Origin of the sequence: Streptomyces sp. NBC_00316 (genome assembly GCF_036158715.1) — a bacterium.
In the GTDB taxonomy this organism is placed as follows: Bacteria; Actinomycetota; Actinomycetes; order Streptomycetales; family Streptomycetaceae; genus Streptomyces.
The window spans coordinates 5,497,775-5,520,699 of record NZ_CP108023.1; the positions used below are offsets into that span (position 1 = coordinate 5,497,775).

Here is a 22,925-nt window from a genome sequence, read left to right on the forward strand (position 1 = left end):
GTCACGCAACGGCGCGCGACAGGAGCCAGAGGACATGCAGACCAAGCTGGACGAAGCCAAGGCCGAGCTGCTCGCACGGGCCGCCAAGGTAGCTGACAACAACCCGGGCGGTGGGGTCGGCGGCCCGGGCGGTAGCACCCGGGTGCACGTTGCGGGCGCCGGGGCCGGCAGCACGGGGGCAGGCCAGGACGAGCGTTCCGGCCAGGACGTGCTTCTCTCGTACCTCCAGCGCTACTACCTGCACACCGCTCCGGAGGACCTCGTCGGTCGCGACCCGGTCGACGTCTTCGGTGCCGCTTCCTCCCACTACCGCCTTGCGGAGAACCGGCCGCAGGGCACCGCGAACGTACGGGTGCACACGCCGACGGTCGAGGAGAACGGCTGGACGTCCAGTCACTCGGTCGTCGAGGTCGTCACGGACGACATGCCGTTCCTGGTGGACTCCGTCACCAATGAGCTGTCCCGGCAGGGCCGCGGCATCCATCTCGTGATCCACCCGCAGGTCGTCGTCCGCCGCGATGTCACCGGCAAGCTCATCGAGGTACTCGCCGAGGGCAACGGCCTCTCGGTGGGCGCGGTCCGCAAGGGTGCCGACGCGGCCAAGGCCCCGCTGCCGCACGACGCGCTGATCGAGTCGTGGATCCACGTCGAGATCGACCGCGAGACCGACCGCGCCGACCTCAAGACGATCGCCGAGAACCTGCTCCGGGTGCTGTCCGACGTACGGGAGACCGTCGAGGACTGGGACAAGATGCGCGAGGCCGCGCTGCGCATCGCCGACGACCTGCCCGGTGAGCCGCTCGACGCCCTCGCCGACGAAGAGGTGAACGAGGCGCGGGAGCTGCTGCGCTGGCTCGCCGCCGACCACTTCACCTTCCTCGGCTACCGCGAGTACGAGCTGAGGGAGACCGACGCACTGGCCGCCGTCCCCGGCACCGGCCTCGGCATCCTGCGCTCCGACCCGCACCACAGCGAGGACGAGGCGCACCCGGTCAGCCCGTCCTTCGACCGGCTGCCGGCCGACGCCCGCGCCAAGGCCCGTGAGCGCAAGCTGCTCATCCTCACCAAGGCGAACAGCCGGTCGACCGTGCACCGCCCCAGCTACCTCGACTACGTCGGGGTGAAGAAGTTCGACGCCGACGGCAACGTCATCGGTGAGCGCCGCTTCCTCGGGCTGTTCTCGTCCGCCGCGTACACCGAGTCCGTGCGCCGGGTGCCCGTCATCCGCCGCAAGGTCGCCGAGGTGCTGGAGGGCGCGGGCTTCTCGCCCAACAGCCACGACGGCCGGGACCTGCTGCAGATCCTCGAGACGTACCCGCGCGACGAGCTCTTCCAGACGCCCGTCGATCAGCTGCGCTCCATCGTCACCTCGGTGCTCTACCTCCAGGAGCGGCGCCGGCTGCGGCTGTACCTGCGCCAGGACGAGTACGGGCGCTACTACTCCGCGATCGTCTACCTGCCGCGCGACCGCTACACCACCGGTGTCCGACTCCGGCTGATCGACATCCTCAAGGAGGAGCTCGGCGGCACCAGCGTCGACTTCACCGCCTGGAACACCGAGTCGATCCTGTCCCGGCTGCACTTCGTCGTCCGGGTCGCGCCCGGCACCGAGCTGCCCGACCTCACCGGCGCCGAGGTGGAGCGCATCGAGGCCCGTCTCGTCGAGGCCGCCCGCTCCTGGGCCGACGGCTTCCAGGAGGCGCTGAACGCCGAGTGCGGCGAGGAGCGGGCCGCGGAGCTGCTGCGCCAGTACGGTCACTCGTTCCCCGAGGGCTACAAGGCCGACCACTCGCCGCGTTCCGCCGTCGCCGACCTGGTCCACCTCGAAGCGCTCAAGCGGGACGAGAAGGACTTCGCGCTCAGCCTGTACGAGCCGGTCGGTGCCGGCCCCGGCGAGCGACGCTTCAAGATCTACCGGACCGGCGAGCAGGTCTCCCTCTCGGCCGTCCTCCCGGCGCTCCAGCGGCTCGGCGTCGAGGTCGTCGACGAGCGCCCGTACGAGCTGCGCTGCGCGGACCGCACGCTGGCCTGGATCTACGACTTCGGTCTGCGAATGCCTCAGGTCAACGGCAGCGGCACCTACCTCGCCGACGACGCCCGGGACCGCTTCCAGGACGCGTTCGCGACCGTGTGGACGGGTGAGGCCGAGAACGACGGCTTCAACTCCCTGGTGCTCGGCGCGGGCCTGAGCTGGCGGCAGGCGATGGTGCTGCGCGCCTACGCGAAGTACATGCGGCAGGCCGGTTCGACCTTCAGCCAGGACTACATGGAGGACACCCTCCGTAACAACGTCCACACCACACGGCTGCTGATCTCCCTCTTCGAGGCCAGGATGTCGCCGGGCCGGCAGAGCGCCGGCACCGAGCTGATCGACGGTCTCCTCGAAGAGCTGGACGGAGCGCTCGACCAGGTCGCCTCGCTCGACGAGGACCGGATCCTGCGGTCCTTCCTGACCGTTATCAAGGCAACCCTGCGTACGAACTTCTTCCAGCAGGCGGCGAGCGGGAAGCCGCATTCCTACGTCTCGATGAAGTTCGACCCGCAGGCCATCCCGGACCTTCCGGCGCCCCGCCCGGCGTTCGAGATCTGGGTGTACTCGCCGCGCGTCGAGGGTGTCCACCTGCGCTTCGGCAAGGTCGCCCGCGGTGGCCTGCGCTGGTCGGACCGGCGGGAGGACTTCCGTACGGAGATCCTCGGCCTGGTCAAGGCGCAGATGGTGAAGAACACCGTCATCGTGCCGGTCGGCGCCAAGGGCGGCTTCGTCGCCAAGCAGCTGCCGGACCCGGCCGTCGACCGTGACGCCTGGATGACCGAGGGCATCGCCTCGTACCGGACGTTCATCTCGGCGCTGCTGGACATCACCGACAACCTGGTGGCCGGCGAGGTCGTGCCGCCCGTGGACGTCGTCCGCCACGACGAGGACGACACGTACCTCGTCGTCGCCGCCGACAAGGGCACCGCGAGCTTCTCCGACATCGCCAACGAGGTCGCTGTCGGATACGGCTTCTGGCTCGGCGACGCGTTCGCCTCCGGCGGCTCCGCCGGATACGACCACAAGGGCATGGGCATCACCGCCCGCGGCGCCTGGGAGTCCGTCGAGCGGCACTTCCGCGAGCTCGGCCACGACACCCAGACCGAGGACTTCACGGTCGTCGGCGTCGGCGACATGTCCGGTGACGTGTTCGGCAACGGCATGCTGCTCTCCGAGCACATCCAGCTCGTCGCCGCCTTCGACCACCGGCACATCTTCATCGACCCGACCCCGGACGCCGCCACCTCGTACGCCGAGCGGCGCCGCCTCTTCGACCTGCCGCGCAGCTCCTGGGCCGACTACAACAAGGATCTGCTGTCCGCGGGCGGCGGCATCCACCCCCGTACCGCGAAGTCGATCCCGGTCAACGCGCACGTCCGCGAGGCGCTCGGCATCGAGTCGGGTGTCACCAAGATGACGCCCGCCGAGCTGATGAAGACCATCCTCAAGGCCCGCGTCGACCTGCTATGGAACGGCGGCATCGGCACGTACATCAAGTCGTCGGCCGAGTCGAACGCGGACGTCGGCGACAAGGCCAACGACGCGATCCGCGTCAACGGGGAGGACCTGCGGGCCAAGGCCGTCGGCGAGGGCGGCAACCTCGGCGCGACCCAGCTCGGCCGGATCGAGTTCGCCCGGGGCGGCGGCCGGATCAACACCGACGCGATCGACAACAGCGCCGGCGTGGACACCTCCGACCACGAGGTGAACATCAAGATCCTGCTCAACGGCCTGGTCCGGGACGGCGACATGACCGTCAAGCAGCGCAACAAGCTGCTCGCGGACATGACCGACGAGATCGGGCGTCTGGTGCTGCGCAACAACTACGCGCAGAACACCGCGCTCGCCAACTCCGTCGCCCAGTCCTCCTCGCTGCTCCACGCCCAGCAGCGCTTCATGCGCCGCCTCGAGAACGACGGGCACCTCAACCGGGCGCTGGAGTTCCTGCCGACCGACCGGCAGATCCGTGAGCTGCTGAACAGCGGCAAGGGGCTCACCCAGCCCGAGCTCGCCGTGCTGCTGGCCTACACGAAGATCACCACGTCCGACGAGCTGATCAAGACCAGTCTGCCGGACGACCCGTACCTTCAGAAGCTGCTGTACGCCTACTTCCCCGAGCAGCTGCGCGCGCAGTTCCCCGGGGCGGTCGACGGACACGCGCTGCGTCGCGAGATCATCACGACGGTGCTGGTCAACGACACGGTGAACACCGGTGGTTCGACCTTCCTGCACCGGCTGCGGGAAGAGACCGGCGCGTCGATCGAGGAGATCGTGCGGGCCCAGGCCGCGGCCCGCGAGATCTTCGGCCTCGGCCAGGTGTGGGACGCCGTCGAGGCGCTCGACAACCAGGTCGCCGCCGATGTGCAGACCCGGATCAGGCTGCACTCGCGCCGGCTCGTCGAGCGCGGTTCGCGCTGGCTGCTCGGCAACCGGCCGCAGCCGCTGGAGATCGCCGGCACGATCGGCTTCTTCAAGGACGGTGTCGACCAGGTCTGGGCCGAGCTGCCCAAGATGCTGAAGGGCGCCGACCAGGAGTGGTACCAGTCGATCCTGGACGAGCTGAGCGAGGCCGGCGTTCCGGACGAGCTGGCGCAGCGCGTCGCCGGATTCTCGTCGGCCTTCCCGGCGCTCGACATCGTGGCGATCGCGGAGCGCGTCGGCAAGGACCCGCTGGCCGTTGCCGAGATCTACTACGACCTCGCCGACCGGCTCGGCGTCACGCAGCTGATGGACCGGATCATCGAACTGCCGCGGAGCGACCGCTGGCAGTCGATGGCCCGCGCGTCCATCCGTGAGGACCTGTACGCCGCGCATGCGGCGCTCACCGCGGACGTGCTGTCCGTGGGCAACGGGACCTCGACGCCGGAGGAGCGGTTCGCGGCGTGGGAGGAGAAGAACGCGGCGATCCTGACGCGGTCGCGCTCCACGCTGGAGGAGATCCAGGGGTCGGACGCGTTCGACCTGGCGAATCTGTCGGTGGCCATGCGGACGATGCGGACGCTGCTGCGTACGCACGCGTAGGGACCGGTGGGGGCGGGGCGGTTGCCGTGGAGTTCGGCGGCCGCCCCGTTCTCGTTCCCGCCCGTGGCCCCGAAGGCGACGGGCCCGATGCAGCTCCTGGCCGTGGGGCCCGGGTTCTGTCCTCGGGCGCCGGACGGGCCCCGGTTGCGGGCCGGGCCCTCGTCCCACTCCCGGCACATCGCTCGAAGGCCTGGTCACCACCAAGGTGACCAGGCCTTCGAGCAATGGGTTCGGGACTGCGCGGGTCGAGCGGATCTCCTTAATGCCGTCACGCGGGAAGCGGCATCCGCTCCTTCACCATTCCGTAGAGCACGACGGAGACGGCCATCACCCCGGCGGCGGTGAAGACGCCCGGTGCCCAGCTTCCCGTCGCGTCGCGCAGTACGCCGCTGACGACGGGGCTCGCCACCGCGCCGATCTCGGCGACCAGGTTGAACAGGCCGAACAGTGAGCCTCGATGCTCGTCGGTGGCCAGGTCGCCGAGGATGCTGTGGACGATCGGCTGGAGGGCGTTGAAGAAGAGGCCCGAGCAGAACAGGATCAGGCCGAGCAGGAGCAGCGACGGCTTCCCGTCGAGCAGGCTGATGCCGAACGCGATCGCGAGGACCGTGTGCACGGCTGCGCAGGTGATCGCCAGCGGCTTGCGGCCCTTGCCCGCCCGCACCCTGCGGTCGGCGATCCAGCCGCCCACCGGGAAGCCGATGATGCCCGCGCCCGCGTTGAACGCCGCGGTCAGCGCGGCTGCCCCGAAGCTGGTGTGCGCGCTCTCCACGACGATCTGCACGGACCAGAAGGAGAAGAACCAGAGGTTCCACATCACCGCGATGAAGGCGATGTACACCAGCCAGACATTGCGGTTGAGGAGGTGGACCGAGCGCCCGGTGCGGACGATGCCCCGGATGACCACGGTGAGCATGATGAGGAACAGCACTCCCGAACCGACGGCGGTGAGCCAGTCGGGCCAGCTGAACTCGTCCGCGAGCAGGAACAGGGCGACGATCGCGACGGCAGCCGGGACGGAGTAGCCGACGAGGCGCAGCGCGGGCGGACCGAGGCGCAGCGGACGGTCTCCGCGGGCGCGGAAGAAGCCCCATGTCGCGGCGGCGACGAGGAGGGAGACAGCCCCGAAGACGTACAGGGGCATGCTCCAGGCCCGGTCGCCCATGCCCCACGCGCCGCCCCAGTCGATGAGGTGGGGCGTGGCCACGATGCCGGCCGTCAGGCCGATGGAGAGGCCGGACAGGACCACACCGAGTCCTATGGTGCGGCGGGCCGGGGGCGTGTGCGCGATCACCAGGACGCGGTCGTTCGAGTAGAACACGCCCTCGCCGAGGCCGGTGAGCACACGGGCCACGACGAACCCGACCAGACCGCCGGTGAGCCCGGACACCAGGGTCAGCAGGCCTGCCCACAGCAGCGAGACGACGAGCATCTCGCGGTGGCCGTAGCGGTCGCCGAGGCGCCCGCCCGCGTACTGCGTGAGCATGTATCCGGTGAAGAACATGGAGCCGATCAGACCGCCGAGGGTGGCCGGGTTGGCGGCGTCCCCGATGAATCCCGTCTTGTTCTCGATCATCCAGGAGACGACCGGCCCGGTGACGGTGCGATCGGCATAGCTGATCAGCCAGCCCGCGAGCAGGAAGCCCCACAGGTGGGTGTGATGGCCGGAGAACAGCGCCCGGCCGGCGTGGCGGTCCTCGGCAGAAGTGGATGGGGCGGGTGCGGCGGAGTGTGTCATGCGTCCCCCTTGACGCCAGGCTGATAGAAAGCGCTTGCCAAGATCGCAGGTACTGCCGCATAGGTCAATGCTTGACTTCTGGGAGGCCGGCGCCCATGGTTTCCGGGCGGTGATCACGAACCCGCCGGAGGGATCCCCCCTCCGGCTCCGCCTCAGCCCCTAGCAGCGCCGCTCCCTCGCCGAACTGACTCCGCTCGCCGAGGTGCTGCCCGTGCCCGCACTGGAGGCGGTGCTCACCCTGGGGGTGCGGTTCGGCCCCCGGGTGGCCGTCACCGCCGCCGTCGTCGAGCAGCGGCTGCCGGGCACCGCCGAAGCGGTCACCACCTGGGGTCCGCGATGGTTGCCGCTGCTCGCGGGACCGGCGGGGGCGCGGGTGCTGCGGCTGCTGGTGGAGCAGCGGGAGCCGCACGGCGGGCAGAGCGGGCGGCTCACGCCGTGGCTGCTGGCGGCGGGGGAGGACGGGCTCGCGCTCGTGGAGCGTTTCGGCCCGGACGCGCTCGCCCTGGTCCTCGCCACCGACGCCCCGCCGGCCGACGCCCGGCTGCTCGGTGAACTGCTGATGCTGCCGGGCCCGTCCGCCGTACTGCACCGCCTGATCACCGGCTACGGGCTGCCGCCCGCCCACTGGGCACGGGCGGCAGCCCTGCTGGCGCGCGGCGAACCGGAGGGGCGGGTGCTGCTGCGGCTGTGGGGGCGAAGCCGGGTGAGGTGAGCGCGTCACCGGCCGCCGCCCGCCCGCCGCCCGCGACGTGACCGTGGTCCGCGCCGCCCGCCGACCTACTTCCTGGCCTTGGTGAACCTCTCGTACGCGGCGACGACTTCCTCCGCCGGACCGTCCATCCGCAGCGTCCCCGCCTCCAGCCAGATCGCCCGGTCGCAGGTCTCGGTGATCGACTTGTTGTTGTGGCTGACCAGGAACACCGTGCCCGCCTCCTTGCGCAGCTCGATGATCCGCTCCTTGCTGCGCCGCTGGAACTTCGCGTCGCCCGTGGACAGCGCCTCGTCGATCAGCAGCACGTCGTGACTCTTGGCGGCGGCGATGGAGAAACGCAGCCGGGCTCCCATGCCGGAGGAGTACGTCCGCATCGGGAGCGTGATGAAGTCGCCCTTCTCGTTGATGCCCGAGAAGTCGACGATCCCCTGGTAGCGCTCGCGGATCTCCTCGCGCGTCATGCCCATCGCGAGCCCGCCGAGGATGACGTTGCGCTCGCCGGTCAGATCGCTCATCAGCGCCGCGTTCACCCCGAGCAGCGACGGCTGGCCCTGGGTGTGCACCCGGCCCTTCGACGCCGGGAGCAGCCCCGCGATCGCCTTCAGCAGAGTCGACTTCCCCGAGCCGTTGGAGCCGATCAGGCCGATCGCCTCGCCCTTGTACGCGGCGAAGCTGACGCCCTTCACGGCGTGCACCTCACGCACTCCGGGGGACTGCCGCCGGGACGCGATCCTGCTGAGCGCCGAGGTGGCGCTGCCCTTTCCGGTGCGGGCACCGTTGACCCGGTACGTGATGTGGACGTCGTCCACGACGACGGTCGGTACCTGCTCGTTGTTGTCAGCCACGCCCGTACCGCTCCTCCGCCTGCCAGAAGTACACGAATCCGCCCAGCCCGCACACGAGCGCCCAGCCCGTGGCGATGGCCCACACATGCGGGGGCAGCTGGGCCCTGCTGAAGCTGTCGATGAGGGCGAACCGCATCAGGTCGATGAAGACGGCGGCCGGATTGCACTCCAGAGCCAGCTTCACGAGGTGCGGGACCCTGTCGCCCTTGAGCAGCGCGTCCATGCTCCACATGACGCCCGATGCGTACATCCAGGTCCGCAGGATGAACGGTGTCAGCTGCGCGATGTCCGGGGTCCGGGCGGCCAGCCGGGCCATCACCATCGAGAGGCCCGTGTTGAACACGGCCTGCAGGAACAGCGCCGGAATCGCCAGCAGCCAGGACGGCCGGGGGAACTGTCCGAACCCGATCAGGATCAGCACCAGCGCGCCCAGCGAGAAGAGCAGCTGCTGGAGTTGCTGCAGGGCCAGCGCGACGGGCAGCGAGGCGCGGGGGAAGTGCAGGGCCCGCACGAGGCCGAGGTTGCCGCTGATTGCGCGGGTGCCCACAGTGATCGAGTTGCTGGTGAAGGTCCAGATGAACACGCCCGTCACGAGGAACGGCACGAAGTCCTCGACGTTCTTCTTCGTGTTCATGAGGACGCCGAAGATGAAGAAGTAGACCGCCGCGTTGAGCAGCGGGGTCATGAGCTGCCAGATCTGGCCGAGCTTCGCCTGGCTGTACTGGGCGGTGAGCTTGGCGGTGGCGAACGCCGTGATGAAGTGCCGACGGCCCCACAGCTGCCGGACGTACGCCCTCAGCGTCGGCCTGGCCCCGCTCACGGTCAGCCCGTGCCGGGCCGCGAGCGCGGCGAGCTCGCCCGGTCCGTAGACCGGGAGGAGGGGGGCGGGGGCTGCACCGGTCGCCGCGGGCGTTGTCGGCGGGGCTGTTGTCTGGCTCACCACGATCGCTTTCGACGGGAGGACAGGAACCATCGCGGACGCCGGAACGGAACCGTATCGTCGCAACGCCGAGAGTAGGACGTGACCACGTCGCAACGCAACCGTTTCGTCGTTACGCACTATGATTGACGCCATGACCACCGACCCGGGAACCCGCCGCCGCGTCCCCGCCGGAGCCGCCGTGCTGCGCGAGGACGTCACCGATGCCATCCGCAGCGCCGTCTTCGAGGAACTGGCGGCGGTCGGCTTCGCCCGGATGTCGATCGAGGGCATCGCCCGGCGCGCCGGCGTCGGCAAGACCGCCGTCTACCGCCGCTGGAAGTCCAAGCTGGCCCTCGTCCTCGACCTGGTCTCCGCCGTCGCCGTCCAGGGCATGCCGGCTCCGGCCACCGGCTCGCTGCACGGGGACGTCCGCGCCGTGCTCCAGCTGGCCGCCTACGCGCTGCGCCACCCCGTCGCCTCGCAGGTCATCCCGGACCTGATGGTCGAGGCGGCCCGGAACCCGGAGATCGCCGACGCGATCAAGGCCGCGCTGCTGGACCCGCAGCAGGGCATCGCCGCGGTGGTCGTGCGGGACGCCGTCGCCCGCGGCGAGCTCCCCGAGGACAGCGACCCGGACCGTGCCCTGGACCTGATCGTCGGCCCGCTGTACTGGCGGCTCGCGGTGGTCCGGGGCGAACTGCCCAAGGGCTATCTGGACGACCTGGCCGCATCGGCGGTCGCCGCGCTCACGAAGAGCTGACCGCCCGCGCCCTCGCCGCACGGCCGTTCCGGCCCGTGCTCCGGCGCGGGGACCCGGTTCCGGGCGCTTCGACGCGTGTTCCGGGAGCCGTTTCCGCCCCTGGTGCTGTGACCGGAAAGGTTCACCGGCTCGCGCCGACCGGCACGGCACCTCGCCGCGTTGTCGCATCACCCGAGTACATCCAGTACGCGGGCGATGCTCCGCCTTGCGATGCACCGCACCGGACGCCGCGAGCTTCCCGGCAAACCCTTCCGGTCACAGCACTGGGCGACGAGTGCGCCGCCGAGCGCTCGATGCGACGTTTGTTCCTGTACGGACCCTGGTGTCACTCGTTCGAGGAGCTGATCGGTGACCCTCGGCCGTTCACACGGTTGAGCCATACGGATAACCAGGCCCCCGTATGAACGGACGTGCTCAACATGCCGCCACGGCTCAGTGTCGTCGTCCCCGTCTACAACGTAGAGCTCTATCTGACGGACTGCCTGAGGTCCCTCGCCGAGCAGACCATGGCCGACCTGGAGGTGGTGATGGTCGACGACGGGTCCACCGACGACAGTGCCGCCCTGGCCGCCGCGTTCGCCGAACAGGACAGCCGCTTCCGGCTGGTGAGCCAGAAGAACGGCGGACTCGGGCACGCCCGCAACACCGGTGTCCGCAACTGCGACCCGGACAGCAGCTACGTCGCCTTCGTGGACAGCGACGACATCGTCCCGCCGCGCGCGTACGAGCGTCTCGTCGGCGCACTCGAGGAGACGGGCTCGGACATGGCGTCCGGCAACGTGCTCCGGCTGCGGTCCTCCGGCAAGCTCCAGCAGTCGCCCAACTTCAGCAAGCCCATGGCGACCACCCGGCTGCGCACCCACATCTCCCGCGACTGGGACCTCGCCGCCGACCGGATCGCCTGCAACAAGATCTTCCGCCGGGCGTTCTGGGACGAGCACGCCTTCGCCTTCCCGGTCGGCGCCCTCTACGAGGACATCCCCGTCGTCCTCCCCGCCCACTTCCTGGCCCGCTCCGTCGACGTCGTCAAGGACCCCGTCTACCACTGGCGCGACCGCGCCGGCTCGATCACCACCCGTCGCGCCGTGGTCCGCGGCATCCAGGACCGGGCCTCGCACGTCCTGGGCGTGTCCACCTTCCTCGACGAGCACCGCAGCGCCGACGACAAACGCCGCTACGAGGCGCACGTACTCGCCAACGACCTCTGGTACTTCATGGAGGCGCTGCCCGACGGCGACGACGAGTACCGCCGCGCCTTCCTCACGTACGCCAACGAGTTCACCGACCAGGTCGACCCGGCCGTCCTCGACGGGCTGCCGCTGCGGCTGCGGGTGATGTGGCATCTCGTACGCGAACGGCGCACCGGCGAACTGCTGGCGCTGCTCGCCCACGACAAGGCCGAACCCGGCGCCTTCGGCGTCCAGGGCGTGCGCCGCCGCAGCGCCTCGTACCCGGCCCTCACCGGGCCGGTGCCCCGTTCGGTGCTGCGGATCGACGACCGGGACCTGCCGCTCACCGCCCGGCTGCACGAGGCGCACTGGCAGGGCGGCAAGCTGCACCTCAAGGGGTACGCGTACATCCGCAACCTGCCCGCCGCCTCGCGCCGCAGCGAGTTCCGGGCCGGCTGGCTGCGGGCCGGCCGGCGGCATGCGGTGCCGCTGCGGCTGCGCAGGGTCGACGAACCGGAGGCCACCGCCCGGTCCCGGCAGAGTCTGCACGACTACGACCGGTCCGGCTTCGAGACGGTCGTCGACCCGGCCCGGCTGCGGATCTCCGCCGACGGCGACACCGAACGGCTCACCTGGCGCCTCGAAGTCGGCATCGCCGGACACGGGATGCTGCGCCGCTCCGACGTCTGCGCCGACGCGTCCGCGGCGCCGCCGCCCGTGCACCGGCCGGACGGCGACCACCGGATCGTGCCCGCCTTCGAGGGCGGCAGGCTGGTGCTGCACGCCGAGCGGATCGACGCCCGGTTCGAATCGCACCGGGCGGGCGACGCGGACGACGGGACCGGCAGCGTGGTGATCGACGGAATGATCCGTGACCGCCTCGGCAAGGGACCCCTGCGCATCCACCTCACCCACCGGTCCTCGGGCACCGCCTTCGACTGTCCGGCCACCGTCCACGAGGGTGCGGTGCCGTCGGCGGCGGGCTGGCGGCGGTTCACTGCGGAGATCCCGCTCGGCGCGGTCGCCGATGCGCGGCCGGCGGCGGCGGCGGGGGCGGGCGCCGCCGTGTACAGCCTGCATCTGGTCGGACCGGACGGCCGCAGGACACCGATCGACGTGCCGGGGCCCCTTCTGCCGGGCCGCTACCCGGTCGGTGCAGTCGCCGGTGCCGGCAGCGACGACGACGGCGAGCGGCGCGAGCTCGCGCTCACCGCAAGCTCCCGGGGCAATCTGCTGATCAGCGAACGGACCGTGCAGCCCGACTGCGGGCTCGCGCGATGGATGGAGGACGGGCTGCTGCTCCTGGAGGGCACTTACCCGGACGACCCCCGCCACCCCCTCGAACTGGTGGCCAGGCACAGCGGCCACCACGAGGAGGCCGTGTTCCCGGTGGTCTTCTCCGGCCCGGCGGGCGCGCGGCGGTTCCGGGCCGGGCTGCGGCCGGACGCCGTCGAAACGCCCGGTGGTCCACTGCCGCTCGGCGAGGGCCACTGGTACCTCTTCCTCCGTACGAAGGGTGCCACCGACGAGACCGGTGAGATGCCGCTGCGCATCGCGGCCGCCGCCCACCGCGCCCTCCCCGCCGCCCGCACGCTCGGAGGCCGCAGCTACGTCATCGAACGGCGCTACCACGATCAACTGCTCGTCACCTGCGCGTCGGTGCTGACCGCGGCGGAACGCGGCGCCCGTGGCAAGCGGCTGCTGCGCGAGGCGTACGCCGGCCTGCGCACCGCGCCGCTGCGCGACACCGTTCTGTACAGCAGCTTCGACGGCCGCCAGTACTCCGACTCGCCGCGCGCGATCTACGAGGAACTGGCCACGCGCACCACCGTGTTCGAGCATCTGTGGGTCGTGCGCGACCAGCAGGCCCGCATCCCCGCAGGCGCCTCCGTCGTCGTGCACGGTTCCGAAGCGTGGCACGAGGCGCTGGCCCGCAGCCGCCACATCGTCACCAACACCCAGCTGCCCGAATGGTTCGAGCGGCGCGAGGGCCAGACCGTCGTCCAGACCTGGCACGGCACCCCGCTCAAGCGCATCGGCCTCGACCTCGCGGGCACCGCCCAGGCCAACGCCGGCTACATCGCCACCATCGAACAGCGCGCACGGCAGTGGAGCGTCCTGGTCTCCCCGAACAGCTTCTCCACCCCCGTCCTGCGGCGCTCATTCGGCTACCGGGGAGAGACGATCGAGTGCGGCTACCCCCGCAACGACCTCTTCCACGCCTCCGACCGCACCAAGGTCGCCGCGGCGGTACGGGAGCGGCTCGGGATCCCCGCAGGCAAGCAGGTGGTGCTGTACGCCCCGACGTGGCGCGAGGACCGGCCGCAGGGCGGCGGCAGGTACGCCCTCGATCTTCAGCTCGATCTGGCCGCGGCCGAACGCGAACTCGGTGCCGGCACCGTGCTGCTGGTGCGCCGCCACTATCTGGTCACAGACCGGCTCCCGGACACCGGCAGCGGCTTCGTACGGGACATGTCGCGCTACGGGGACGTCGGCGAGCTGATGCTGATCAGCGACGCACTGGTCACCGACTACTCCTCGTTGATGTTCGATTTCGCCCAGACCGGCCGCCCGATGCTCTTCCACACCTACGACCTCGCCCACTACCGCGACACCCTGCGCGGCTTCTGCTTCGACTTCGAGACGCGTGCCCCCGGCCCCCTGATCCCCGACTCCGCCGGTCTCGTCGAGGCACTGCGCGACCCGGTGGCGGCCACGGCGGGACACGCGCAGGCCTATGAGGCATTTCGGCGGGACTTCTGCGATCTCGACGACGGGCATGCGGCGCAGCGGGTGGCCGACCGGATGCTGCAGCCCGCGGACGGGTAGACGACCCGGTCCGCACCGGTGTGTTCCCCGGTTCCGGTCCCGTGCCCGCGCGGGAACCGGAACCGGACTCCGGGATGAAGCGCTGGTGAACGAGAACGCGTGAGCGGGCGCCGAGGTACGCATGAACCGTTCGAGTGATTCGGGTCAGCCGGTCGACATGCGGATACGCAGGGATCCGTTTCACCCATTTGCTTAAGTATGTTGATCGGTGCGCTGAATCACTGCTGTGGGTTGCTACGTTCGTTTTCATGGGTATCCGAATGTGGTGCGACTCCTGGAACGTACGTCGCGCACGAGCCGTCGTGCTCGTCGCCGCGGCCGTCGGGCTGCTCGTCAGAATGCTGATCGCGGCGAACACGCCGGGCCCCGCCGATGTGCGTTTCTTTCAAGGGTTCGCAAAGGCCCTCACCGTTTACGGCCCCATTCGGATCTATGAGCAGCCGCTTCCGGGACTGCCCGTCTACAACCATCCGCCGCTGGCCGGGTGGATGCTCCTCGGGCTGAATGGCCTATCCGAACTAGGAATGTCATTCGGTACGTTGATCCGATCACCTGCCTCGATCGCCGACTTCTTCTGCGCACTCGTCGTGTTCGAAATCGTCCGGCGGCGCGGCACTTTGCGTACCGCGGTCGCCTGTGGGATCGGGGTGGCCTTCAGCCCCGTGCTGATCGCCACATCGGGTTACCACGGCAACACCGACTCGGTCGCGATCACCTTCGCCTTCGCCGCCGCGTATCTGCTCGTCGACCGGAAGGCGCCGCTGGCCGCCGGGGTCGCCGCCGCACTGTCGATCGGCATCAAGTTCGTCCCGGTCGTGGCGATCCCGGTGCTGTTCGCCGGCGCGCTGCGCGGCGGCCGGTCGGTGCTCGTCCGCTTCACCGCCGGGTTCACCGCCCTGACCGCGCTCATCTGGGGGCCCGTCCTGGTGACCGTGCCGGAGAACCTCAAGGAGAACGTCCTGGAATACGCGGGCGGCGGCTACCGCCTCTGGGGCCTGGTCCGGTTCGCCGATGTGCTCGGCCTGCCGGAGCCGTTCATCGCCTTTCTCCGCGGCGAGGGCCACTACCTCTCGGTGCTGATCTGCGTGGCCGTCGGTGTCTGGCTGGCACTGGTCCGGCCCACGCAGCTGCCCGGCGCCGTCGCCGTGACGCTGGGCCTGCTGCTGCTCCTGTCCACCGCGTCCGGCCTGCAGTACCTGACCTGGGCGGCGGCCGCCATGTTCGTCATCGGGTTCTGGGAGGGGCTCGCCTACAGCAGCGTGCTCGGCTGGACGGCCGTCCTCGGCTACCAGGGACGCTCCCCGGTGCGCTGGAGCGAGACGGTGCTGCAACTGGGCGCCGCCGGCTGGCTCGTCCTTGCTGTCGGCCTGGTCTCGGGCGTCCGCAAGATCCTCGCCACCCCGCCCGCCGGACCCCCGTCGTCCCTTGCGGAACAGGCATCGGCCACGGCGCCCCGTGGTTCGCAACCGTCCGGTTCCGCCGTCAACTGACCACACCCGAGCACGACTGGAGAACATCCCGTGAAGGAAAGCACGAGTCCCAGGATCGGCATCCTGGTGGTCGCGTACAACGCCGAGACGACGCTGGAGAACACCCTCGACCGGATTCCGGAGGACTTCAGGTCCCGGGTCTCCGAGATCCTGATTCTCGACGACGCGAGCCACGACGCGACCTTCACCGCAGGATGCCGCTGGTCGCAGACCGAGGGAATGCCGCGGACCGTGGTGATGCGGCACACCAAGAATCTCGGGTACGGCGGAAACCAGAAGGCCGGATACGCCCTGGCCGCAGCGCACGGACTGGACATCATCGTGCTGCTGCACGGCGACGGACAGTACGCCCCCGAATATCTGCCCGAAATGGTCGAACCCATCGAACGCGGTGAATGCGAAGCGGTGTTCGGATCGCGGATGATGAAGTCCGGCAGCGCCCTCAAGGGCGGTATGCCGATGTACAAATGGCTCGGCAACCGAATTCTCACCCGTCTGGAGAACGGACTCCTCGGCTCGAAGCTCACCGAATTCCACTCCGGATACCGCGCCTACAGCGTCGACGCGCTCAAGAAGCTGCCGATCGACCGGAACACCGACGCGTTCGACTTCGACACCCAGATCATCGTCCAGCTGCTCAACGAAGGAATGCGGATCAAGGAGATCCCGGTTCCAACGTACTACGGCGACGAGATCTGTTACGTCAACGGCATGAAGTACGCGAAGGACGTCGTCAAGGACGTCCTCGAATACCGCCTGGCCGTCAAGGGGTTCGGTACCTGCGCCTGGATCCCCAAGCCCGTCGAGTACGCCTTCAAGGAGGGCGACGGCTCCTCGCACGCCGTCATCCTGGAGAAGATGCGCGCGCTGCCGCCCGGCCGCGTCCTCGATCTCGGCTGCTCCGGCGGCCTGTTCGCACAGCGCCTCGAAGCGCTCGGCCACGAAGTGACCGGTCTCGACTACGTCGAGGTCCCGGGCGTCCGCGAGAAGTGCACGCACTTCCACCTCGCCGATCTCGAGGACGGTCTGCCCGCCGAGATCGGCACCGACTTCGACTACGTGGTCGCCGGCGATGTCATCGAGCACCTCTCGCGCCCCGAACGGGTCCTCTCCGAGGTCGCGACCGTGCTGCGTCCGGGCGGCCGAGTGCTGCTGTCCGTCCCGAACTTCAGCCACTGGTACGCACGGCTGCGGGTCGCGCTCGGGGTCTTCGACTACGACCGGCGCGGCATCCTCGACGAGACGCATCTGCGCTTCTTCACCCGGGCCAGCCTGCGCCGCACCGTCCGGAACGCGGGCTACGACGTGCTCGGCATCACCCCCACCGGGGCACCGTTCTGGTCACTGCTCGGCGGCCGCGGACCGGTCACCGCAATCCTCGGCGGGCTGTCGAAGCTGCTGACCAGGATCCGGCCGACGCTGTTCGGCTATCAGTACGTCGCACTGCTCACCCCGCATGCGGCCGAGACGATCATCGCTGGAGAGCACGTCGATGTACAGGACATCCTCAACCGACAGTACGTCCCCGCCGACCGGATCGGGGTCTGACCATCCGACTGCCGACGTGCCCGCCCCCACGCAATCCACCGGGCCAGGGCCCGCTGCCGCAGTCAGGAGCAAGACCTTGACCCTGCCCAGTCTGATGCTGCTCCTGTTCGCCGTGTTCGCGTCGGCGGGCGGCCAGATCATGCTCAAGCACGGGATGAAGAGCGCCGCGGCGGCCGCCGGGCGCGAGGGAGGATCCCTGGCGATCCGCGCGGCGACCAGCCCGTGGGTCGTCCTGGGGCTCCTCGTCTTCGCGGTGTCCGCACTCGCCTGGATGGCGACGCTGGCCAAGGTGCCGCTGAGCATCGCCTATCCGTTCAACGCGCTCGGCTATCTGCTGATCGTGCTGGCCGGATCCACGGTGCTGCACGAGCGGACCTCGATGTGGACCTGGACCGGCTCCCTGCTCGTGATCATCGGCCTCGCCACGGTCATGGCCGGCCAGCAACGCTGAGCGGCCCCGCCGGCCGGGCGGGCGGCCGCGGAACCAGACCCGTCCGGCGAGCGAAGGCAGACGCTCGCCGGACGACCCCGATCACACCTCTTCGCCGAGCAGCACGCTGCGCACCACCCGCTCGGCCGCCCGCCCGTCGTCGTACGGGCAGTACCTCGCCCGGAAAGCAGCCCGCAGCGCCTCGTTCTCCGGACTGTTCCAGCTGCCGTCGAGGAAGATCCGGGCCAGTTCGTCCGTGCTGGTGGAGACCGCCCCGGGGGTGTCGCCCGGCTTCCCGGACAGCAGATCGAAGCAGACCCCGCGGACCGTGCGGTACGTCTCCCAGTCCGGGGCGTGCACCACGATCGGGCGGTCCAGGGCGGCGTAGTCGAACATCACCGACGAATAGTCCGTCACCAGCGCGTCCGCCGCCAGGAACAGCTCCTCGATCCGCGGATGGTCGCAGACGTCGAGGATCGTCGGACGGTCCGGCAGCCCCGCACCCTCGTAGAAGTAGTGCGCGCGGACCATGATCACCGTGTCGGGGCCGAGCGCGTCGGCGAGCCGTTCCAGATCGATCCGGCTCGTGAACAATGCCTCGTAGTCCCGGTGCGTGGGCGCGTACAGCACACTGCGCAGGCCGGGGCGGATGCCGAGCCCGGCCCGGATCTCCGCGATCCGCCCGGCGGTCGCCGTGGTGAGGACGTCGTTGCGCGGATAGCCCGTTTCGAGCGTCCGCGCGGCGCTCGGGTAAGCGCGTGACCATACCTCCGTGGAGTGCGGATTGGCGGAGACACTCCAGTCCCACCGGTCGACGCGCTGCAGCAGCCGGTCGAAGTTCAGCCCCTGGGCGGCCGCCGGATAATCCTGCTGGTCCAGACCCATGATCTTCAGCGGGGTGCCGTGATGGGTCATCACATGGATCTGACCGGGGCGCTTGACCAGGTGGTCGGGGAAGTTGACGTTGTTGAAGAAGTACGTGGCACGGGCCATCGTCGCCCAGTACCGGCGGGTCCCCGCCACCACATGGTCGATGCCGGGCGGTACCGAGGCCCGCTGGTTCTTCGACACCACCCAGACCCCGCGCACCTGCGGGGCCAGCTCCTGGGCCTTGCGGAAGATCGCCTCCGGGTTGCAGCTGACCCCGCGGTTCCAGTACGCGGCGTAGACGGCGAGTCCGCTGTCCAGCGGACGCCTGCGCTGCCACCAGTAGTAGCGCGCCGTCAGTGTGCGCTTCGCCTGGGCCCGCAGGGCGCCGGGCACGGAGCGCATCCACCGGCGCAGGGCGAGGGCGGTGTCGAGGCTGCCGAGCGCGATGTAACGGCCACCGCCGATCAGCCGCGGCCGCAGCCCCCGGGCCCCGCCCGGGAGCCGGTGCCCCTCGGGCCGGTGCGTGCGGTGGAACGCGGCGACGGAGCGTACGTACCGCCTGCGTCGGCGCTCCACCGCCGGATATCCGGACAGCAGCTCCTGGGAGGCTCGTTCGAAGAGGAGGGTCCGCAGGGGATGCAGGGCCGGCCGGTCCTGGACGAACGTCATCAGCCCCGCGTACGCCTCGACGAGGTGGAGCGGTGTCGTGCCGTCCGTGGGCTCCGACTCGTCGACGAGGTCCGGCAGATAGCGCTGCCTCCGGTGCTCGACGCAGGCCACCGGCAGGACGGCGATGGATTCGGCTGCGGCCAGCGTCTGCAGCGCGTACATCCGCTCGCCGTGCTGCCCGGGTCCGAAGGCCAGCTTCTCGGACTCGTGGAGGGTGCGGCGTACGGCCCGGTTCCAGGAGACCTGGGCGAGGTCGAGGAGTTCGGGGTGGTCGGCGAGGGTGAGGCGGCCCCTGGGCAGCTCGCACAGCAGCTCCAGCGACCGGGTCGGCCGGGGCCGGCCGCGGAACGGCCGCTTGTGGTGGCCGAACAGCAGCAGCTCCGGGTCGCCCGCTGCGTCCAGCGCCCCGGCCACGGCCTGCAGCGCGCCCGGCAGCAGGACGAAGTTCCCCTCCAGGAAGATCAGGTGGTCGCCGACGGCCCGTTCGGCCCCGGCGTTGCGCCGTCCGGCGGGACCTGCGCCCTCTCCGGCCGGCAGGTGGATGGCCTGTACGCGGTGGTCCAGGGCGGCGAACTCGTCGAGCAGTAGCCCCGAACCGTCCGGTGACCCGTCGTCGACACCGATCACCTCGATGTCCGTGAACGACTGCGAGAGCACCGATTCCAGGCACTCGCGCAGATGTCCTCGGACGCGACGGACGGGGATGATGACACTCAGCCGGGGCATACACGCTCTTTCTCGTGGGGCAACGGGGACAACGGGGACAGCGGGCGGCGGCGCGTCGGGCGGTCGGTCAGGCGGGCGCCGGGACGGGCGCCTTCGGCGCCGGCCGCCCGTCCGGCACCGACGCGGGAGGCACCAGCACGGTCGTGTCGCGGAGGAAGACCCGGCGCACCCCCCGCGGCGCGGCGTGCCCGTCGTCGCAGGGACGGAACCGGACGCGGAAGTCCGCCCGCAGGCGTGCGGAGCGGGAGCGCCAGCGGTCCGTGGGGAAGGTGCCGGTGCCGCGGGCCGCCTCGTGCGTCTCCCGGTCACCGCAGTGGACGAGGCCCGGCCGGCCTGGCGACGCGTGGCCGAGGGTGGTTCCACCGTCCAGGAGGATCAGGTGGTCGCCGGTGGCCTGTGTGATCCCGGCGTCACGGGGGCCGAGGCCCACGCCCTGCGGGGGCTGCAGGGCCCGCACCCGGCTGCCGCGGGCGGCGGACCCGTCGACGGTCGCGCCGCAGGAGTCGGGTGAGCAGTCGCCGACCGCAGTGATCCCGGCGTCCTGGCAGGACCGGCCGGGCATCGGGTCCGGGATCTCGTGCGGATACGCCTGAACCCGGCATGCGGGCACGATGACACTGAACCGGGGCACAACACATCCATGGGTCGTTCGCTGGCGCGGGCGGGTGTTCCGCAAACGGTCAATGGAGTGCAGGAGTTACGCCGAAACGTGGCATTCGCGCGAAGTTCCAGGTGGGGCGAGCTCGTTAGGGTGAACGAGGCTCGCCCCACGTTGACGTACATCTGTGTGGCGTGTGGCCGGCCGTGCGACGGATGATCGATTCCGGCGGGGTCGGCGCGGCGTGCGGGGCGTACCTACTTGACCGCGCCCGCCATCACCCCCGACACGAACTGGCGCTGGAAGGCGAAGAACACCGCGAGCGGAATCACCATCGACACGAAGGCGCCGGGCGCCAGCACATCGATGTTGTTGCCGAACTGCCGTACCTGCTGCTGCAACGCCACGGTGATCGGCGGGGAGTCGGAGTCCGCGAAGATCAGTGCGACCAGCATGTCGTTCCACACCCAGAGGAACTGGAAGATCCCGAGCGAGGCGATCGCCGGACCGCCCAGCGGCATCACGACCCGGGTGAAGAGCCGGATCTCACCCGCCCCGTCGAGCCGGGCCGCCTCCAGGAGCTCGCGCGGGATCTCCGCGAAGAAGTTCCGCAGCAGGAAGATCGCGAAGGGCAGACCGAACGCCGTGTGGAAGAGGATCACGCCCAGGGTCGTCTCGAAGATCCCGATCTCGCCGAAGAGCTTGGAGACCGGTACGAGAGCGACCTGGACCGGGACCACGAGCAACCCGACGACCAGCAGGAACCACCAGTCGCGACCCGGGAAGTCCATCCACGCGAACGCGTACCCGGCGAGTGAGCCGATCACCACGACGAGGACCGTCGCCGGGACCGTGATCAGCACCGTGCTCAGAAGCGAGTGCGTGATGGTCGAATTGTCCAGCAGGCGGGAGTAGTTGTCGAAGGTGAGCTGGGACGGGGCGGTGAAGACCTTCCACCAGCCGGTTGCCGCGATCTGGTCACCGCTGCGCAGCGAGGAGAGCAGCAGGCCGATGGTCGGCATCAGCCAGAACAGGCCCACCAGGACGAGGAAGACCCGCATCGCACCGCCTCCGGCGCGAGCCGCGATCCGTGCGCCGAGGGACTGCTTCGCCTGCACCGCTCCGGTGGCCGTGGCCGTGGGCGTGCGGGTGGCCGCGGCCGTGGTCGACGGGGTGGTCATCGGCGCCCCTCCTTCCGGATTCGCCTGATGTTGAAGATCATCACCGGGATGACCAGCAGCAGCAGGAGTACGGCGATGGCGCTGCCGATCCCCAGGTCCGCGTCCGTGCCGAACGAGGACCGGTACAGCTGAAGCGCCAGGACGTTCGCGTCGTCCTGGGAGGAGCCCGGGGCGATGATGAATACCAGGTCGAAGATCTTCAGGACGTTGATCATCAGTGTGACGAGGACGACCGCGAGCACGGGCGCGAGCATCGGCACCGTGATCCGGCGGAACACCTGCCACTCGTTCGCGCCGTCCACCCGTGCCGCTTCGAGGAGTTCACGCGGCAGCCCGGCAAGCCCCGCCGCGATCAGCACCATCGCGAATCCCGCCCACATCCAGACGTAGCTGCCGATGATCCCCGGCGTCACCAGCGTCGGTCCGAGCCAGTCGACGCCGTTGTACGGCTCCTTGAAGTTCGACGCGGGGAGCCGCAGCAGGGCGCCGTCGGCGGATCCGGGCAGGGTGAACGTGCCGTCCGCCGCCGCTGTCGCCGAGGCGACCGTCCTGCCGTCCCGGACCGCCTCGACCTCGAGGCCCCTCAGGCCGAGCTCCTGGGTGTCGATGACATTGGGTTTGCCGCCACCGCCCTTGGTGAAGTCCAGCCACGCGGTGCCGGTGATCTTCCCGGGCTCCGTCGGTGCGGCCTTCGCGGGCTTCGCGTCGGCCGGCATCTTCGCGGGGGCCACACCGACCAGTGGCAGGGAGACCGGTTCGCCGGCCCGGACCGGCACCTTCGTGACGAACGATCCGCCGCCACCCGCCTCGAGAGGGTGGACCGGCAGCGGGTGGGCGTTCGGATAGCCGGCCGACTCGGCGAACGTGTCGTGCACACCCACCCATACGGCGTTGGCGACCCCGCGCTCCGGGGCCTGGTCGTACACCAGCCGGAAGATGATGCCCGCGGCCAGCATCGAGATGGCCATCGGCATGAAGACGATCAGCTTGAACGCCGTACCCCAGCGGATCCGCTCGGTCAGCACCGCGAAGATCAGCCCGAGCGCGGTGGAGACCGTCGGCGCGAAGACGACCCAGATCGCGTTGTTCTTGACCGCCGTACGGATGGTGTCGTCCGTGAACAGCGCCTTGTAGTTGCCGAGACCGGCGAAGCCCGTACCCGCCTGGTCGAAGAACGACCGGTAGACGGAGTACACGATCGGATAGACCACGAGAGCGCCGAGCAGGACCAGTGCGGGCAGCAGGAACACCGTTGCGACGGCCTTCCGGGTGCCGGTCACACTCCTGCGGGGGCGCGGTGACCGGGAGCGCTCGGAGCGCTCAGGGAGACGCTTGTCGGCGGGGGGCGCCGTCTCGGCGCCCCCCGCTGCCGCTGTCGTCATCCC

14 protein-coding genes are annotated in these 22,925 nt (G+C 70.1%); 7 read left to right on the forward strand and 7 right to left on the reverse strand.

Features of this window, described 5'->3' with window-relative positions:
* Positions 1 to 34 precede the first annotated feature (34 nt).
* Positions 35 to 5,053 (forward strand): NAD-glutamate dehydrogenase, encoded by a 5,019-nt coding sequence (locus tag OG878_RS24500; RefSeq protein WP_328888760.1) that lies wholly within the window; start codon positions 35 to 37, stop codon positions 5,051 to 5,053.
* 268 nt (positions 5,054 to 5,321) lie between these two features.
* Here OG878_RS24500 and OG878_RS24505 read toward each other — a convergent pair whose 3' ends face one another.
* The gene (locus OG878_RS24505; RefSeq protein ID WP_328888761.1) at positions 5,322 to 6,791 is read right to left on the reverse strand and encodes an MFS transporter; all 1,470 of its coding nucleotides are present in this window, start codon (positions 6,789 to 6,791) and stop codon (positions 5,322 to 5,324) included.
* Between the two features lie 211 nt (positions 6,792 to 7,002).
* Between OG878_RS24505 and OG878_RS24510 the strand changes: the two genes are divergently transcribed.
* The gene (locus tag OG878_RS24510; RefSeq protein WP_328888762.1) at positions 7,003 to 7,503 is read left to right on the forward strand and encodes a hypothetical protein; all 501 of its coding nucleotides are present in this window, start codon (positions 7,003 to 7,005) and stop codon (positions 7,501 to 7,503) included.
* Positions 7,504 to 7,568: 65 nt separating this feature from the next.
* On the opposite strand, the gene OG878_RS24515 is transcribed toward OG878_RS24510, so the two are convergent.
* Positions 7,569 to 8,435, reverse strand: coding sequence for an ABC transporter ATP-binding protein (locus OG878_RS24515; RefSeq protein ID WP_443049160.1), 867 nt, complete (start codon positions 8,433 to 8,435; stop codon positions 7,569 to 7,571).
* On the reverse strand, positions 8,341 to 9,291 hold the full coding sequence (locus OG878_RS24520; RefSeq protein ID WP_328888764.1) for an ABC transporter permease: 951 nt from the start codon (positions 9,289 to 9,291) through the stop codon (positions 8,341 to 8,343). The genes OG878_RS24515 and OG878_RS24520 overlap by 95 nt, the downstream gene beginning before the upstream one ends.
* 118 nt (positions 9,292 to 9,409) lie before the next feature.
* Between OG878_RS24520 and OG878_RS24525 the strand changes: the two genes are divergently transcribed.
* The 5 genes from OG878_RS24525 (at position 9,410) to OG878_RS24545 (ending at position 17,517) form a co-directional block, all read left to right on the forward strand.
* Positions 9,410 to 10,030, forward strand: coding sequence for a TetR/AcrR family transcriptional regulator (locus OG878_RS24525; protein WP_328888765.1), 621 nt, complete (start codon positions 9,410 to 9,412; stop codon positions 10,028 to 10,030).
* 419 nt (positions 10,031 to 10,449) lie between these two features.
* On the forward strand, positions 10,450 to 14,028 hold the full coding sequence (locus OG878_RS24530) for a bifunctional glycosyltransferase/CDP-glycerol:glycerophosphate glycerophosphotransferase (protein ID WP_328888766.1): 3,579 nt from the start codon (positions 10,450 to 10,452) through the stop codon (positions 14,026 to 14,028).
* 248 nt (positions 14,029 to 14,276) lie between these two features.
* Positions 14,277 to 15,518, forward strand: a complete 1,242-nt coding sequence (locus OG878_RS24535; RefSeq protein WP_328888767.1) for a hypothetical protein — start codon at positions 14,277 to 14,279, stop codon at positions 15,516 to 15,518.
* Positions 15,519 to 15,548: 30 nt separating this feature from the next.
* Positions 15,549 to 17,066 carry a bifunctional glycosyltransferase/class I SAM-dependent methyltransferase gene (locus OG878_RS24540; RefSeq protein WP_328888768.1) on the forward strand — a complete coding sequence of 506 codons (1,518 nt, stop codon included), beginning with the start codon at positions 15,549 to 15,551 and terminating at the stop codon, positions 17,064 to 17,066.
* A 76-nt stretch (positions 17,067 to 17,142) separates the two neighbouring features.
* Positions 17,143 to 17,517, forward strand: a complete 375-nt coding sequence (locus tag OG878_RS24545; protein ID WP_277326483.1) for a hypothetical protein — start codon at positions 17,143 to 17,145, stop codon at positions 17,515 to 17,517.
* 81 nt (positions 17,518 to 17,598) lie between these two features.
* Here OG878_RS24545 and OG878_RS24550 read toward each other — a convergent pair whose 3' ends face one another.
* The 4 genes from OG878_RS24550 to OG878_RS24565 all read right to left on the reverse strand — a co-directional run bounded on the left by OG878_RS24550 (position 17,599) and on the right by OG878_RS24565 (position 22,922).
* Positions 17,599 to 19,761, reverse strand: a complete 2,163-nt coding sequence (locus OG878_RS24550; RefSeq protein ID WP_328888769.1) for a bifunctional glycosyltransferase/CDP-glycerol:glycerophosphate glycerophosphotransferase — start codon at positions 19,759 to 19,761, stop codon at positions 17,599 to 17,601.
* Between the two features lie 67 nt (positions 19,762 to 19,828).
* Positions 19,829 to 20,392, reverse strand: a complete 564-nt coding sequence (locus OG878_RS24555) for a hypothetical protein (RefSeq protein WP_328888770.1) — start codon at positions 20,390 to 20,392, stop codon at positions 19,829 to 19,831.
* A 224-nt stretch (positions 20,393 to 20,616) separates the two neighbouring features.
* A complete protein-coding gene (locus OG878_RS24560; protein ID WP_328888771.1) occupies positions 20,617 to 21,540 on the reverse strand; it encodes a carbohydrate ABC transporter permease in 924 nt (307 codons plus the stop codon).
* Complete coding sequence (locus tag OG878_RS24565; protein ID WP_328888772.1) at positions 21,537 to 22,922, reverse strand: carbohydrate ABC transporter permease; 1,386 nt, start codon at positions 22,920 to 22,922, stop codon at positions 21,537 to 21,539. Before OG878_RS24565 ends, OG878_RS24560 begins: the two co-directional genes overlap by 4 nt.
* Positions 22,923 to 22,925: the final 3 nt, after the last annotated feature.

What these genes read in the sequence shown, in the direction of transcription:
- OG878_RS24525 (WP_328888765.1), top strand. Translation starts at nt 9,410, where the DNA reads ATGATTGACGCCATGACCACCGACCCGGGAACCCGCCGCCGCGTCCCC.
- OG878_RS24535 (WP_328888767.1), top strand. Translation starts at nt 14,277, where the DNA reads ATGGGTATCCGAATGTGGTGCGACTCCTGGAACGTACGTCGCGCACGA.
- OG878_RS24500 (WP_328888760.1), top strand. Translation starts at nt 35, where the DNA reads ATGCAGACCAAGCTGGACGAAGCCAAGGCCGAGCTGCTCGCACGGGCC.
- OG878_RS24550 (WP_328888769.1), bottom strand. Translation starts at nt 19,761, where the DNA reads ATGCCCCGGCTGAGTGTCATCATCCCCGTCCGTCGCGTCCGAGGACAT.
- OG878_RS24505 (WP_328888761.1), bottom strand. Translation starts at nt 6,791, where the DNA reads ATGACACACTCCGCCGCACCCGCCCCATCCACTTCTGCCGAGGACCGC.
- OG878_RS24515 (WP_443049160.1), bottom strand. Translation starts at nt 8,435, where the DNA reads ATGTGTGGGCCATCGCCACGGGCTGGGCGCTCGTGTGCGGGCTGGGCG.
- OG878_RS24565 (WP_328888772.1), bottom strand. Translation starts at nt 22,922, where the DNA reads ATGACGACAGCGGCAGCGGGGGGCGCCGAGACGGCGCCCCCCGCCGAC.
- OG878_RS24560 (WP_328888771.1), bottom strand. Translation starts at nt 21,540, where the DNA reads ATGACCACCCCGTCGACCACGGCCGCGGCCACCCGCACGCCCACGGCC.
- OG878_RS24530 (WP_328888766.1), top strand. Translation starts at nt 10,450, where the DNA reads ATGCCGCCACGGCTCAGTGTCGTCGTCCCCGTCTACAACGTAGAGCTC.